This is a genomic window from Geodermatophilus sp. FMUSA9-8 (genome assembly GCF_037034165.1).
GTDB lineage: Bacteria > Actinomycetota > Actinomycetes > Mycobacteriales > Geodermatophilaceae > Geodermatophilus > Geodermatophilus nigrescens.
This window is the reverse complement of record NZ_JBAGKE010000002.1, coordinates 78245-92710: the sequence shown is the minus strand read 5'-3', so window position 1 is coordinate 92710 and position 14466 is coordinate 78245. Positions and strand designations below refer to the sequence as shown.

The following is a 14466-nucleotide window of genomic DNA, read 5'->3' as shown; positions in this document are numbered from 1 at the left end:
CGGCCAGGTGCCGTACCCCTGCTGCGCTGAGCCGCTCCGCCGTGCCCGGTGAGGACCCTCCGGGCCCGTCACCGGGCACGGCCCTCGCAGGGCGTCCTGCGTCGTGTGCCGCGACCAGGTGACGTTCCTGGCCGCTGCGACGCGGCTGCGGTCGTGGCCTCCTCGGGGACCCTCCGGGTCCCGCTCGTCGGCCGCCCGGCGGCCCCGGCGCCCGCGTGGTTAGGGTCGGTCCGTGACAGCAGTAGGGGCCGATCTGACCTTGCGGCACCCGGTGGAACGCTTCTCGCTCGACAACGGGCTGCGGGTCGTCCTCGCACCCGACCGCAGCGTGCCGGTCGTCGCCGTGACCGTCTTCTACGACGTGGGCATGCGCAACGAGCCGGAGGGCCGCACCGGGTTCGCCCACCTCTTCGAGCACATGATGTTCCAGGGCTCGGCGCACGTGCCGAAGATGGAGCACGCCCGCCTGGTGCAGGCCGCCGGCGGCACGTTCAACGGCTCCACGCACCAGGACTACACGAACTACTACGAGGCGCTGCCGGCCGAGGCGCTCGAGCGCGCGCTGTTCCTCGAGGCCGACCGCATGGCCGCCCCGGCCATCACCGAGGAGAACCTCCGCAACCAGATCGACGTGGTGAAGGAGGAGATCCGGGTCAACGTCCTCAACCGCCCCTACGGCGCCTTCCCCTGGCTGCAGCTGCCGCAGATCGCGTTCGAGAGCTTCGCCAACACCCACGACGGCTACGGCTCCTTCGTCGACCTGGAGAGCTCCACCGTCGACGACGCCACCGACTTCTTCTCCCGCTACTACGCCCCCGGCAACGCGGTGCTGTGCATCGGCGGCGACCTCGACGTCGCCGAGACCGAGCGCCTGGTGCGCCGCTGGTTCGGGCCGGTCGAGGCCCGCGAGGTCCCGCCGACCCCGCCCACCGGCGAGCCCTCGCCGACGACGGTGCGCCGCGACGTCGTCGAGGACCGGCTGGCCCCCGCGCCCGCCGTCGCCCTCGGCTGGCGGGTGCCCGACCCGGTCGGCGACCTCGACACCTACCTCGGCACCGTCCTGCTCGCCGAGCTGCTCAGCGAGGGCGACGCCTCCCGCCTCGAGCGCCGGCTCGTGCACGACGACCGCCTCGCCGTCGCCCAGAGCAGCTACGTCGGCCTGTTCGGCGACCCGTTCGACGTCCGCGACGCCACGCTGCTCACCACCCAGGTCCACCACCCGGCCGCCGTCGGGGTCGACGACGTGCTCGGCGCCGTGCACGAGGAGATCGGCCGCGTGGCCACCGAGGGCGTGAGCGCCGAGGAGCTGGCCCGGGTGCAGGCCCGCACCGGCGCGCAGCTGCTGCGCCAGGCCGACTCGGTGCTCGGCCGCACGCTGGCCTTCGCCGGCGCCGAGCTGGTGCACGGCCGCGCCGAACTGGCCGGCGAGATCGCCGCCCGGCTCGCCGCCGTCACGCCCGACCAGGTGCAGACCGCCGCGCGGGGCCTCGACCCCGGCACCGCCGCGATCCTCGAGCTGAAGGCCACCGGAGGCACCCGATGAGCGCGCCGGTCCTCGACCTCGACCTCGTCCCGCCGCTGGGCGAGCCGCGCCCGCACCCGGTCCCCGAGGGCACGACGACGACGCTGCCCAGCGGCCTGACCGTCGTCGCCGTGCCGCGGCCCGGCGTCCCGCTGGTCGAGCTGCGGCTGCGGGTGCCCTTCGCGGCCACCACCCCGCGCGGCGCCGCCCAGCACACCGCCCGCGCCTCGGTGCTCTCCGGCGCCGTCCTGCTCGGCACCGCCCGGCGGGACGCCACCGGCCTCGCCGAGGCGCTGCAGGGCCACGGCGCCGAGCTGACGGTGGCCGCCGACCCCGACCGGCTGCTGTTCTCCACCACCCTGCTCAGCGAGGGCCTGACGCCGGTGCTCGAGCTGCTGGCCGAGGTGCTGACCGGCGCCGCCTACCCGGCCGACCAGGTCGAGGGCGAGCGCGACCGGGTCGCCGAGCGGATCGCCATCGCGCGGTCCCAGCCCGGCGTCATCGCCCGGTCCGCCCTGGCCGCCCGCCGCTACGGCACCCACCCCTACGCCGCGCAGCTGCCCGCGCCCGAGCTCGTCGGCAAGGTCGGCGCCGCGGCGCTGCGCAAGCTGCACCGCGAGCGGGTCCTGCCCGCCGGCAGCACGCTGGTCCTCGTCGGCGACCTCGACGCCGCCGCGGCCACCGACGCCGTCGCCGCGGCGCTGGGTGAGTGGACCGGCGAGGGCTCCGCCGCCGGCGCCCCGCCCGCCCCGGCGCTCGCCCCCGGACACCTCGAGGTGGTCGACCGGCCCGGCGCGGTGCAGTCCAACATCCGCCTCGGCGGCCCCGCGCCCGGGCGCACCGACCCCGACCTGCCCGCGGTCCGGCTGGCCAGCATGGTCTTCGGCGGCTACTTCTCCTCGCGGCTGGTCGAGAACATCCGCGAGCGCCGCGGCTACTCCTACAGCCCGCGCAGCGCCGTCGACCACCTGGCCGCGGCCTCCTCGTTCCTCGTCGAGGCCGACGTCGCCACCGAGGTCACCGGCGCGGCGTTCGTCGAGACGTGGGCCGAGCTCGGCCGGATGGCGCTCGCGCCGGTCACCGAGGCCGAGCTCGACGCCGCCCGCCGCTACGTCCTCGGCTCGATGGCGCTGTCCACCGCCACCCACGCCGGGCTGGCCAGCACGCTCTCGGCTCTGGCCGGGTCGGGCCTGTCGGCGGAGTGGCTGACCGAGCACCAGCGGGCGCTGGCCGAGGTCACCGTCGAGCAGGTGCAGGAGGCGTCCCGCCGGTACCTCGCCCCGGCCGCGCTGACCGCCGTCGTCGTCGGCGACGCCGAGCGGGTCACCGAGGGGCTGCGGGCGCTCGGCCCGGTCGACGTCACCGCGAGCGCCGCCGCGGCGGACCCGGCGTGACCGTCCCGCCGGGCGGCAGCACGCCCGAGGACGTCACGCGCGGGAACTGGCCGTCCGGCACGCCGCGCACCACCGGCGTCGTGCCGGTGCTCGCGCGCTCGGCGCACGACCGCGACCACCTCGGCCGCTCGCTGCCCGACCCCACCCGCGGGCGGCCGGTGCGGGTGCTCACCGTCGACGGGCGGCGCGCCGTCCCCGTGGCCGAGGGGCCCGACGGCCCCGCGCTGGTCTGGGACGAGCAGCCCACCCTCCCGGTCGGCGCGGTCTACCTCGGCGAGGCCGACGGCGTGCCCTACGCTGCCGTCCGCGGGGAGCGGGCGCTCACCGTCAACGGCCGGCCGGTCGACGCCTGGTCGGGGCTGCGCGAGCTCGGCACCGACCTGGGGGACCTCGACGCCGGCCTGCTCGCCGAGGCCATCGGCATCCTCGAGTGGCACGAGCGCGCCCGGTTCAGCCCCGTGTCGGGGGCGGCGACGACGATCGAGCGGGCCGGCTGGGTGCAGCGCGATCCCGAGACCGGCGTCGAGCTGTTCCCGCGCACCGACCCGGCCGTCATCATGCTCGTCCACGACGGCGGCGACCGCTGTGTGCTGGGCCGCCAGGCGGTCTGGCCGCCCGGGCGGTTCTCGGTGCTCGCCGGGTTCGTCGAGCCGGGGGAGTCCGCGGAGGGCGCGGTCGCCCGCGAGGTCGCCGAGGAGGTCGGGCTCACCGTCACCGACGTCCGCTACGTCAGCAGCCAGCCCTGGCCGTTCCCGCAGTCGCTGATGCTCGGCTTCGTCGCCCGCGCGGTCGGCGACCTCGAGCTGACCCTCGACCCCACGGAGATCGAGGAGGCCCGCTGGTGGACCCGCGACGAGCTGGCCTCCGGCGACGGCCCCGCCGCGCTGCCGCCGCCGGTCTCGATCGCCCGGCACCTCATCGACCGCTGGGTCGACGGCGAGATCTGACGCCGGCGCGGCGTCCTCCCTCACCGCCGGACCTCCTCCCTCACCTCCCACCGTGAGGGAGGAGGTGCTCCGATCAGGTCCCCTGGTCCCCGGACGACGCCCAGCGGCCCTGGAGCACCAGCGCGGGGTGCTCCGGCCGGTCGGCGAGCACCACGGCGTCGGCCAGGGCGGCGGGGTCGACCTCGTCGTCGTAGCGGTCGAAGGCCGGCAGCTCCCACGCCTGCTCCGGCGGGAAGCGCCGGCGGCGGGCGGCCGGGGCGACCCGCAGGTGGACGACGACGTCGAACGCCAGCCCGACCCCCTGCAGCAGCGGGCCCGGCACGAGCAGCACCCCGCGCGGGGGCATCGGCTCGTAGCCGGCCCGCGCCGCGCGGTCCCGCGCGACGTCCCACAGCACCGGCAGGTACTCGGCGGGGCCGCCGGGACCCACCCGGTCGAGCACCTCGCGGGCCAGCGCCCGGGCGTCGAGCCAGTCGGTGTAGCGCGCGTCGGGGTCGGTGCGGCCGTGTTCGAGCCGCAGCGACGCCGGCCGGAGGAACCCTGCGGCGGGCACGACGACGGCGGGGCGGCCCAGCGGGGGCAGCCGCTCGGCGACCGCTCGCGCCAGCGTCCCGGGTCCGGCGACGTCGGGGCCGTCGACGGCCACGCGCAGCGCGGCGGCGCCCGGCTCGGGGTCGGCGTCGGCGAGGAGGGCGGCCAGCCGGTCGGCCAGCGCGCCCGGGGTCAGCGGCTCCGGACCGCTCAGGGGCGGCCGTCCGCCGGGACCACGGAGCCGGGTCGGTGCGCGCCGCGCTCGACCCGCCGGCCCGGCGGGCGCCGGGGGACCGGCGGCAGCACGGTCACGGGCACGGGCTCGGCGGCCGGGACGGCGGGGGTCGTCGGCTCGGCGAGCCGGTCGAGGGTCGCCATCACCTCGCGGGCGAGCTCGTGCACCGGGCGCCCGAGCGAGCGGGCCTGACCGCGCAGCACCTCGAAGGCGGTGCGCGGCGCGGTGGCGTGCCGCTCGGCGAGGACGCCGATGGCGCGCTCGGTGGCGACCCGGGCGGCGAGGGCGTGCTCGAGCTGGGCGACGGTCCGCTCCAGCGCGGCGATCCGCGCGTCGCGGGGGTCGGTGTCCGGCGCGGCGTCCCCGTTGCCGCGGGCCGCGCGGCGGGCCGTGCGGTCGGGGTCGGTGGCGCCGCCCAGCTCCTCGGCCACCAGGTCGGCCAGCGACATCCCCTCGAGCAGGTCGCCGACGTCCTGGGCGCGGCCGGGCGCGAGCACGCGCCAGCCGCCGCCGGTGCGGGCGACGACCACCGACGGGCCGTCCCCGGCGGACTGCAGGGTCGCGGGGGAGGGCACGGCGTCCGAGGTCACGTCAGCGGCTCCCGTGGGGGTGACCGGCCGGGTGGCCGGGGCTCCGGCGGCGGTCACGGTCGCGACCCGCCGGGGCAGATGATGCACCGCCGGGGGTCGCGGACCGCGCAGCACCCGCCGGTCAGGCGCCGGGCTGGGAGGCGAGCTGGGACCTCACCTGGTCGATGCTCGGGTTGGTCAGCGCGCTGCCGTCGGCGAACACGAGCGTCGGGACGGTGCGGTTGCCGCCGTTGGCCTGCATGACGACGTCGGCCGCCGCGGGGTCGCGCTCGATGTCGACCTCGGCGTACTGGATGCCCTCGCGCTGCATCAGCTTCTTCAGCCGCACGCAGTACCCGCACCAGGTGGTGGTGTACATCGTCACGGCGGCGGGTGCGGCAGTCACTCGGGTCCTCCCGGGGAGCGGTCGATCGGTCCGGGACGCAGCGCATCCCGGAGTACGTGAACGCCCGGGGGCCGCCGGACCTTCCCTCCACAGCCGCGGGGTGTCCCGGCCGGATGTCGGCGGGGGCTGGGAGACTCGGAGCCGCACGCCCCGTCCCGTCCCCCCGAGGAGTACGACCGCATGCCGCGGACCGCCGACCTGCCCGGGTCCGCCGCCCCCTCCGCCGCCCCGTCCGCCGGGGCGGAGGCCGTGCTCGCCGGGCTCGACGACGAGCAGCGCGCCGCCGCGTCGGCCGTGGAGGGGCCGGTCTGCATCCTCGCCGGCGCCGGCACGGGGAAGACCCGCACCATCACCCACCGCATCGCCTACGGCGTGCACGCCGGCGCCTTCGTGCCCGAACAGGTCCTCGCCGTCACCTTCACCGCCCGCGCCGCCGGCGAGCTTCGGTCCCGGCTGGCCGGCCTCGGCGTCGGCGGGGTGCAGGCGCGCACCTTCCACGCCGCCGCGATGCGGCAGCTGCGCTACTTCGCCCCGCGCGTGCTCGGCGGGCCGATGCCGGCGCTGGTGGAGAACAAGCTGCGGGTGGTCGCCACCGCCGCCGCCCGCGCCCGGCTGACCACCGACCGCACCAGCCTGCGCGACCTCGCGAGCGAGATCGAGTGGGCCAAGACCACCCTGGCCACGCCCGAGGACTACCCGGCGCGCGCCCAGGCGGCGGGCCGCGAGCCCCCCTTCGACGCCGCCGCCGTCGCCCGGGTCTACGCGTCCTACGAGTCGGCCAAGCAGCGCGACGGGATGCTGGACTTCGAGGACCTGCTGCTGGTCACCGCGTTCGCGCTGGAGGAGCACCCCGACGTCGCCCGGCAGGTGCGCGCGCAGTACCGCCACTTCGTCGTCGACGAGTACCAGGACGTCAACCCGCTGCAGCAGCGGCTGCTCGACGCCTGGCTGGGCGGGCGGGCGTCGGTGTGCGTCGTCGGCGACCCGAACCAGACCATCTACTCCTTCACCGGCGCCGACCCCGACTACCTGCTCGGCTTCGCCGACCGCTATCCCGACGCCGAGGTGGTCAAGCTCGAGCGCGACTACCGCTCCACGCCGCAGGTGGTGGGGCTGGCCAACAAGCTCATCGGGCAGGCGCCGGAGCGCAAGAGCATCTTCCGGCTCAAGCTGCTCGGCCAGCGCGCCGAGGGCCCCGAGCCGCGCTTCTTCGAGCACGCCGACGAGCCCGCCGAGGCCGCCGCCGTCGCCCAGGCCTGCCGCGCGCTGGTCGAGGCCGGGACGCCGGCGTCGGAGATCGCGGTGCTGTTCCGCATCAACGCCCAGTCACAGGTGTACGAGTCGGCGCTGGCCGACGCCGGTGTGCCCTACGTGCTCAAGGGCGGCGAGCGGTTCTTCGAGCGGCCCGAGGTGCGCGAGGCCGTCGTCCTGCTGCGCGGGGCGGCCGCCGGCGGCAGCGAGCCCGGGATGCTCGTGCCCACCGTGCGCGACGTCCTCGCCTCCACCGGCTGGGTGGAGCACCGGCCGCCGCCCGGGGGAGCGGCGCGCGACCGCTGGCAGTCGCTGGCCGCGCTGGTCGACCTCGCCGTCGACCTGGTCGCCGAGGACCCGAGCACCGACCTGCCGCGCTTCGTGGCCCACCTCGCCGAGCGGGCCGACGCCCAGCACGCACCCACCGTCCAGGGCGTCACGCTCGCCTCGATGCACGCGGCCAAGGGCTTGGAGTGGGACGCGGTGTTCGTCGTCGGTCTCGTCGACGGCGTGCTGCCGATCTCGCAGTCGCTGTCGCGGCCCGACGCGGTGGAGGAGGAGCGGCGGTTGCTCTACGTCGCTGTCACCCGGGCCCGCGAGCAGCTGACGCTGTCGTGGTCGCTGGTGCGCAACCCCGGCGCCAAGCGCCCGCGCCCGCGCAGCCGCTTCCTCGACGGGCTGGTCCCGGGCTCCTCGCCGACCGCACCGGCGCCCCAGCGGAAGCCGAAGAGGGCCAAGGTCGTCCTCGAGGGCGAGGCCGGGGAGCTGTTCGAGCGGCTGCGCGCCTGGCGCAGCAGCACCGCGCAGGCCGCCTCGGTCCCGGCGTACGTCGTCTTCACCGACGCCACGCTGCAGGCCATCGCCGAGGCGCGGCCGACGAGCATCCAGGAGCTGTCGAGCCTGCCGGGCATCGGTGCCCGGAAGCTCGACCTCTACGGCGAGGACGTGCTCGCGACCGTCGGGGAGTGACCGATCACGGAGCGTGCGCACCGCACGCTCCTCCGGCGTGGCGTCCCCCGGCCCGGGGACGCGCTCGTTAATTGCGTTGCGCCGCCCGTGTGGCCTTCCCTACTGTCCTGACTGCGCCGCGGGGGACCCCGTCGGCGCGCCAGACCGAGACCGGCCCGACCGCCGGCTCCGACCCCGGGAGGAGGGGTTCCGATGATCGACACGCGCTTCGCTCTCGCCCCCGCCGGGGTCTCCGGAACGGGCGGCCTCGACGTGCGTCCGGCCGGCTGCGTCGCCGGTGGCGTCGTCGCGGACGACGTCCGCTGGGCCCGTCCGCGCTACGCCGTCGTCCGCTCGATGACGCCGTTCGACCTGACCGGCACCTCCGTTGCTGCGCCCACCGCCCCGTTCCAGGGGACCGGTCTGCCCGCTGACCCGCGCGGCACCGAGCAGCCCGCCGCCACCGTCCTCGGCGGCCACCGCACCGACATCGACAACAGCACCACCCTCGGGATCCACTCCCCGGGGAGACCGCAGAGCTAGCGCTCGACCGGTCCTCCTCGAGGCCGCGGAACCCGAACCCGGGATCCGCGGCCTTCGTCTTTCCTCGCGGCACCCGGCCCCGACCACCCGGTCGGCGGGCCCCCGCCGGCTGCGAGACGACGAGTACGAGGAGGAGCGGCAGTGCAGCAGACGATCGACCGCCCGACGTCCCACCGCCGACCCGGGCTCCCCCGGACCGGCGGCGCCACCCCGCGGACGCCGCACACGCCCCTGGCCCCGGCCCCCGTGCGGCGGCCCCTGCCGTGCCGCGGGACCGACGACCCGGACCTCTGGTTCGCCGAGAGCCCCGCGGCCCTCGAGCAGGCCAAGGTGCTGTGCGGCGACTGCCCGGTCCGCGACGCCTGCCTGGCGGGCGCGCTCGACCGCGGCGAGCCCTGGGGCGTCTGGGGCGGCGAGATCTTCGAGCGGGGCGTCGTGATCGCCCGCAAGCGTCCGCGGGGTCGTCCCCGCAAGGTCGTCGCCGCGTGAGCGGGGACGGCGACAGCGAACAGCGAGAGCACACCCACCGGGCCCCGACGCCCGACGAGCACAGAGGACCCACGATGTACGGCTACGAGTACGACCTGGCCACCACGCGGCTCACCGAGCTGCGCGCGGAGGCCGACACCGCCGGTCGCGTCCGGCGCCTGCGGGCCGCGCGCCGGTGGGCCCGGCGCGCGGAGTACGCCAGCCGGCGTGCCGCGCGGGCGAGCGCCGCCGTCCGCTGACCGACGGCGACCACCCGGGGCACGGCGTGCCCCTCCCGGACGAGGCCGGGTCCCCGACGCTCCCGGTGCGTCGGGGACCCGGCCTCCTGTCGTCCGGCGGTGGGCCGGCTCAGCCGCGGAAGCCGGGCAGCCACTCCTCGAGGACGCTGCGGTAACCGGCGGCGGCGTCGAGCTGGCAGAGCACCCCGATCGAGCCGACCGTCACCCGGTGGATGAGCAGGTAGGCCGGGGGCAGGTTGAGCTGGCGGCCGAGCTTGCTCGCATCGCTGCGCGGGTCGGCGAGCCGCGCGGCCTGCTCCTGCATCCACGCGCGGGTGAAGCGGAAGGTCTCCCGCTCGATGGGCTCGAGCATCGGCCGCAGGTAGTCGAGCACGCCCTGGGCGTCGACCTGGACCCCCGGCCGGACGAACCCCTCGGCGCGCAGGTCGGTCAGGACCTCCTCGGCGCGGCCCTCCAGCGCCCACCGCACCAGCCGGCCGATCGGCTCGGGCAGCCCGTCGGGCAGGCGGGCGGTGGCACCGAAGTCGATGACGCCGAGCCGGTCGCCGTCGACGAGCCGGAAGTTGCCGGGGTGCGGGTCGGCGTGCAGCAGCCGGGCGCGGTGCGGCGCGGAGAAGTGCAGCTGGGCCATCAGGTGGCCGGCCCGGTCACGCTGCTCGCGGGTGCCGTCGACGATGACGCGCGAGAGCGGGACGCCCTCGAGCCACTCGGAGACGATGACCTTCGGAGCGCTGGCCACCACCCGCGGGACGACGATCTCCGGGTCGCCGGCGTAGGCGGCGGAGAACTGCCGCTGCGCGTCGGCCTCGAGGCCGTAGTCGAGCTCCTCGACCACCCGGGCCTTCAGCTCGGCGATCAGCGGCTTGACGTCCATGCCCGGGAACACGGCGGCGAACAGCCGGGCGAAGCGGGCGAGCTGGTTGAGGTCGGCCATCAGGGCGGTGGCCGCACCCGGGTACTGGATCTTGACGGCGACGTCGCGGCCGTCGCGCCAGGTGGCCCGGTGGACCTGGCCGATGCTGGCCGCCGCGGCGGGCTGGTCGTCGAACTCGCGGAACCGTGTGCGCCAGGTGCCGCCGAGCTGCTGGGCGAGGACCGCGTGCACGGTCCGCACCGGCATCGGCGGTGCCTCCTCCTGCAGCTTGACCAGCGCCTGGCGGTAGGGCGCGGCCACCTCGTCGGGCACCGCGGCCTCGAACACCGACAGCGTCTGGCCGAGCTTCATCGCCCCGCCCTTGAGCTGGCCGAGGACGGCGAACAGCTGCTCGGCGGTGCGCTGCTGCAGCTCGGCGGTGACCGCCTCGGACGACTGCCCCGACAGCCGCTTGCCGATACCGAGCGTGGCGCGACCGGCGGCACCGAGGGGCAGCGCGGCCAGCCGCGCGGTGCGCGAGATGGAGCCGCCCGGGATCCCGCGTGCGTCGTCGCTCACCGTGCCATTGTCCCCTCAGGGGCACCGTCGCCGCTGGCGGGACGGCCGACCGGGTCCCCGATGGAGGGGCCGGTACACCCGCACGACGGGTGCGGCGGCCAGGGTCGGCGGCGGGGGACGAGGTCCGGCGGGCGCAGCTCCAGCGTGGCGGACAGTGCCGCGGGGCTCCCGCTGCCGTCGAGGTAGGCCAGCACCTGCTGGGCGGCGACCAGCGCGGTGGCCCAGCAGGTGAGCGTCGACCCGCCGGCCGGACCGGTACCCGTGGCGAGCTGGGCGGCGAGCATCGGCCAGCGCGGGTCGGCGTCGCGACGGTGCAGGTCGGCGCAGCGCAGGCAGCTGGTCACCCCGGGCACCACCAGCGGCCCGGTGACGCCGCTCGTCCCGCGCACCGTGGCCACCAGGTGCGGCACCCCGGCGTCGTGCAGTCCGGCGACCAGCGGGTCCGACGCCGACCACGGCCGCGACAGCACGACCAGGTCCGGAGAGACGCCCGGCGGCAGGGGGCGCAGGTCGGCGAGCGGGGCGGCACGGCGCACGGCGTCGGCGGCGGCCGGCCCGCACGGGCGGCCCTCGTCGTCGGCCCCCAGCCCGCCGACGACGGCGTCCGCGGCGGTGACCACGCCGTCGTCGGCCACGACGGTGCGGCCCACGCCGCTGGCGGCCAGCAGCGCCGCGAGCGGCACGCCGACCCGCGTGGCGCCGTCGACCACGACCGATGCGGCCCGCCGCGCCCGCCAGCGCCCGGGGCCCGACCGCGCGGCCGGCAGCTCGGCGGCGGTGCGCGCGGCGGCGGCGGGCCCGGCGTCCGAGGCCAGCAGGTCGGCGGCGTCGAGGTCGTCCAGGGTGCCGGCGTCGCGCAGGGTGTCCAGCAGCGCGCCGACCGGGCCGGGGTCCAGCCCGGCCGCGGTGGCGTCGGCCAGGACCGCGCGGCGGGTGCGGCGTCCGTCGAGGCCGCGCAGCAGGCCGCTCAGGGTGGCGGGGTCGGTGCCGCTGAGCACCGCGCCGGGACCGTCGACCCCGCCGACCTGGAGGGCGTCGGGAGCGCGGTGCAGCAGCGGCGTGCCGGGCGGCAGGAGGGGATGGGCGTCGGGCACCGGCGCAGGGTGCCAGCGGCCGGCGCGCTCCCGCCCGCGCTGTCCACAGACCCGGGAACGGCGACGGCGGCGCCCGCCGTGCGGACGCCGCCGTCGCCGGGCGGTTCCCGGGAGGCCGGTCAGGCCTTGCCGAGGATCCGGTTCATCTTGGTGCCGCAGACCGGGCAGGTGCCCTGGGCCATCCGGCGGCCGGACTCGCTGACCTTGACCTCGCCGTCGAAGTCCCGCTTCTCCTTGCACTTCACGCAGTAGCCGTTGTAGCTCTCCGCCACGGTCCGTCTCCCCTCCGGATGCTCGACCCCCGCTCCGGGCGCCCTCGCGGGGAACGCTACCCGGACGGGATCGTCCGCCCCGGCCCGGCGGGCGGTCCCGGGCGGCCGGTTCCCCACAGCCTGTGGACAACCCTGTGGGCGGCGTGGGGACCCGGCGGCGTGTCGCTGTGCGCGGACCGGGGACGGGGCGGGGGAGGGAGCCGGCCTCACCGTCGGGAACGGGGTCGTCACCTGCGATGACGCCGCTGCCGGAGCTGTGGACGGCGGACGGCCCGGCGGGGCGCCCGGCTGTCCACCGTCCGTGCGACTCGTACCCGAGCGGGTGGCTCCCCCGGGCGCGTCGGGGAGGGGCGGGCAACTACGGTCCTCCCGTGCCCGGAACGACCCCCGACTCCTCGAACGACCCGGCCTCCGCGCTCGGGCCGATCGAGGTCCGCCGCAGCGCCCGGCGCCGCCGCACGGTGACCGCCTACCGCGAGTCCGGTCGCACGGTCGTGCTCATCCCCGCCGCGTTCACGCCGGCGGAGGAGCGCCGCTGGGTGGCGCAGATGGTGGCCAAGCTGCAGACCCGCGAGGAGCGCCGCCGCCGGTCGATGGGCGGCGACGACGACCTGATGGCCCGGGCCCGGGCCCTGTCGGAGGCGCACCTCGACGGCGCCGCCCGCCCGGCCAGCGTCCGGTGGGTGGACAACCAGCAGCGGCGCTGGGGCTCGTGCACCCCGTCCGACGGGAGCATCCGGCTGTCGAGCCGGCTGCGCACGATGCCCGCCTACGTCGTCGACTACGTGCTCGTCCACGAGCTGGCGCACCTGCTGGAGGCCGCGCACGACGCCCGCTTCTGGGCGCTGGTGGCGCGCTACCCGCAGGCCGAGCGGGCCCGCGGGTTCCTCGAGGGCGTGGAGTCCGCCCGCGCCGACGGCCCCGCCCCGGCCGGGGACGACGACCTCGTCGACTGAGTCGCGGTGACATCGTGATCCTCCGGATCACACCGCGGCCAGGTTCCCGGACGGACCTCGGTGCCCCCCGCGCCTCGCGAGCTCGGCGCGGGCCCCTGCACCGAGGCCGATCGACGCGCTGAGCCGCTGCGAGCTCCCCTCGCGGAGGCCTCGGGCCCCCGCTCGTCGACTCAGCGGGCGGGGGAGTCCCCTTCCGCACCGTCGGCCGGGTCGTCCGTGTCGTCGGCCGCACCGCCCTGTGCCTCGGCCTCCTCGGTGAGGGCGCGCAGCTCGTCGTCGACGCCCTGGCGGGCCACGAAGTCCAGCGGCTCGTCGAGGTCGTCGGACGTGGGCAGCAGGTCGGGGTGCGACCACAGCCGGTCGCGCTCGGCCGACCCGTACCGCTGGGACATGGCGCCCCACACGGTCGCGGCGTCGCGCAGGCGGCGTGGGCGCAGCTGCAGGCCGACGAGCGTGGCGAACGTCTGCTCGGCCGGACCGCCCGAGGCGCGCCGCCGGCGCATCGTCTCGGCCAGCGCGCCGTGCCCCGGCAGCCGCTCGCCGGCCGCGGCGGCGACGACGGCGTCCACCCAGCCCTCGACCAGCGCGAGCAGCGTCTCCAGCCGGCGCAGCGCCATCTGCTGCTCGGGCGTCTCCTCCGGCTCGAGCAGGCCGCTGCCCAGCAGCTCCTGGATCGCCTCGGGGTTCGACGGGTCGAAGCCGCCGCCCATCGAGCCCATCGCGTCGTTGAGCCCGCGCTCGATCGCCTCGCGGTCGATGGTGATCCCGCGCGCGTAGGCGTGGACGGCGTCGTGCAGCTGCTGGCGCAGCCACGGCACGTGCGCGAACAGCCGCAGCGACGCCGCCTCGCGCAGGGCGAGGAACAGCCGCACCTCGTCGGCCGGGCGGTCGAGACCCTCGGCGAAGGCGGCGACGTTCTGCGGCACCAGCACCCCGGACCCGGCCGGCGCCAGCGGCAGCCCGACCTCGGTGCCGGTGAGCACCTCGCCGGCCAGCCGGCCCATCGCCTGGCCGACCTGGGCGCCGAACATCAGCCCGCCCATCCGGCCCATGATCCCGGCCAGCGGCCCGGCCATCGCCATGGCCTCCTGCGGCAGCGCGCTGGTCATCGCCGCGACGACCTTCTCGGCCAGCGGGTCGATGAGCCGGCTCCAGGCCGGCAGCGTCTGCTCCACCCACTCCACGCGCGACCAGGCCACCGCCCGGTCGACGCCGGAGGGCAGGTCGGTCACCTGGTCCAGCCACAGGTCGGCCAGCCGCAGCGCCTCGGCGACGGCGGCGCGCTCGGCCTCCGACGTCGGCTGCGTGCCGGTGGCCAGCCCGCTGATCGCGCCCTGGCGGGCGAGGTCCCAGTTCACCGGGCCGCCCGACCAGTTCATGAGCTTCTGCAGCTCGGCGAACAGCGGCATCTTGCCCAGCAGCTCCTCCGGCGTGCCCCCGGCGCCACCGGCCCCGAACAGCGCGGAGAACCCGAACGGGTCGTTCGGGCTGGGCTGGTCGCGGCGCTCGGGGTCCCGGTCGGGGAGCCCGAAGCCGAACGGCACGTCGCTCATGCCCCCACGGTAGACGCGTGATCACCCCGTCGCGGGCGGATCGGGGGCCCCGCTGTCCGCCGTCAGCGGACGCCGCCGGCATCAC

At 77.1% G+C, this 14466-nt stretch carries 15 protein-coding genes; 8 read left to right on the top strand and 7 right to left on the bottom strand.

Features of this window, described 5'->3' with window-relative positions; genetic code table 11:
• Positions 1-232 precede the first annotated feature (232 nt).
• The 3 genes from WA616_RS04710 to nudC are packed head-to-tail and all read left to right on the top strand — an operon-like array spanning position 233 to position 3863.
• The gene (locus WA616_RS04710) at positions 233-1543 is read left to right on the top strand and encodes a M16 family metallopeptidase (protein ID WP_073421607.1); all 1311 of its coding nucleotides are present in this window, start codon (positions 233-235) and stop codon (positions 1541-1543) included.
• Positions 1540-2916 (top strand): M16 family metallopeptidase, encoded by a 1377-nt coding sequence (locus WA616_RS04705; protein WP_336027756.1) that lies wholly within the window; start codon positions 1540-1542, stop codon positions 2914-2916. Before WA616_RS04710 ends, WA616_RS04705 begins: the two co-directional genes overlap by 4 nt.
• Positions 2913-3863 carry an NAD(+) diphosphatase gene (gene nudC, locus WA616_RS04700; RefSeq protein WP_336027755.1) on the top strand — a complete coding sequence of 317 codons (951 nt, stop codon included), beginning with the start codon at positions 2913-2915 and terminating at the stop codon, positions 3861-3863. Before WA616_RS04705 ends, nudC begins: the two co-directional genes overlap by 4 nt.
• A 73-nt stretch (positions 3864-3936) precedes the next feature.
• Here nudC and WA616_RS04695 read toward each other — a convergent pair whose 3' ends face one another.
• The 3 genes from WA616_RS04695 to WA616_RS04685 form a co-directional block, all read right to left on the bottom strand.
• On the bottom strand, positions 3937-4509 hold the full coding sequence (locus WA616_RS04695) for a uridine kinase (RefSeq protein ID WP_336027753.1): 573 nt from the start codon (positions 4507-4509) through the stop codon (positions 3937-3939).
• A gap of 95 nt (positions 4510-4604) precedes the next feature.
• Positions 4605-5219 carry an ANTAR domain-containing protein gene (locus tag WA616_RS04690; RefSeq protein WP_336027751.1) on the bottom strand — a complete coding sequence of 205 codons (615 nt, stop codon included), beginning with the start codon at positions 5217-5219 and terminating at the stop codon, positions 4605-4607.
• Positions 5220-5340: 121 nt separating this feature from the next.
• Positions 5341-5604, bottom strand: coding sequence for a mycoredoxin (locus tag WA616_RS04685; protein ID WP_217651293.1), 264 nt, complete (start codon positions 5602-5604; stop codon positions 5341-5343).
• 180 nt (positions 5605-5784) lie between these two features.
• On the opposite strand from WA616_RS04685, the gene WA616_RS04680 reads away from it, so the two are divergent.
• The 4 genes from WA616_RS04680 (at position 5785) to WA616_RS04665 (ending at position 9074) form a co-directional block, all read left to right on the top strand.
• The gene (locus tag WA616_RS04680) at positions 5785-7824 is read left to right on the top strand and encodes an ATP-dependent helicase (RefSeq protein ID WP_336027749.1); all 2040 of its coding nucleotides are present in this window, start codon (positions 5785-5787) and stop codon (positions 7822-7824) included.
• Between the two features lie 192 nt (positions 7825-8016).
• Positions 8017-8346 carry a hypothetical protein gene (locus WA616_RS04675; protein WP_336027748.1) on the top strand — a complete coding sequence of 110 codons (330 nt, stop codon included), beginning with the start codon at positions 8017-8019 and terminating at the stop codon, positions 8344-8346.
• A 141-nt stretch (positions 8347-8487) separates the two neighbouring features.
• Complete coding sequence (locus tag WA616_RS04670) at positions 8488-8835, top strand: WhiB family transcriptional regulator (protein WP_442901970.1); 348 nt, start codon at positions 8488-8490, stop codon at positions 8833-8835.
• A complete protein-coding gene (locus tag WA616_RS04665; RefSeq protein ID WP_336027747.1) occupies positions 8832-9074 on the top strand; it encodes a hypothetical protein in 243 nt (80 codons plus the stop codon). Before WA616_RS04670 ends, WA616_RS04665 begins: the two co-directional genes overlap by 4 nt.
• Positions 9075-9183: 109 nt before the next feature.
• On the opposite strand, the gene WA616_RS04660 is transcribed toward WA616_RS04665, so the two are convergent.
• The 3 genes from WA616_RS04660 to WA616_RS04650 all read right to left on the bottom strand — a co-directional run bounded on the left by WA616_RS04660 (position 9184) and on the right by WA616_RS04650 (position 11872).
• On the bottom strand, positions 9184-10506 hold the full coding sequence (locus WA616_RS04660; protein WP_336027746.1) for an ABC1 kinase family protein: 1323 nt from the start codon (positions 10504-10506) through the stop codon (positions 9184-9186).
• Positions 10503-11600, bottom strand: a complete 1098-nt coding sequence (locus WA616_RS04655) for a ThiF family adenylyltransferase (RefSeq protein WP_336027744.1) — start codon at positions 11598-11600, stop codon at positions 10503-10505. The genes WA616_RS04660 and WA616_RS04655 overlap by 4 nt, the downstream gene beginning before the upstream one ends.
• Positions 11601-11719: 119 nt before the next feature.
• Positions 11720-11872, bottom strand: coding sequence for a DUF5679 domain-containing protein (locus WA616_RS04650; RefSeq protein ID WP_012950213.1), 153 nt, complete (start codon positions 11870-11872; stop codon positions 11720-11722).
• A 371-nt stretch (positions 11873-12243) separates the two neighbouring features.
• Between WA616_RS04650 and WA616_RS04645 the strand changes: the two genes are divergently transcribed.
• Positions 12244-12828: a M48 metallopeptidase family protein gene (locus tag WA616_RS04645; RefSeq protein WP_336027736.1), complete on the top strand. Its 585-nt coding sequence runs from the start codon at positions 12244-12246 to the stop codon at positions 12826-12828.
• Positions 12829-12998: 170 nt separating this feature from the next.
• Here WA616_RS04645 and WA616_RS04640 read toward each other — a convergent pair whose 3' ends face one another.
• Complete coding sequence (locus WA616_RS04640; protein WP_336027734.1) at positions 12999-14381, bottom strand: zinc-dependent metalloprotease; 1383 nt, start codon at positions 14379-14381, stop codon at positions 12999-13001.
• Positions 14382-14466 lie beyond the last annotated feature (85 nt).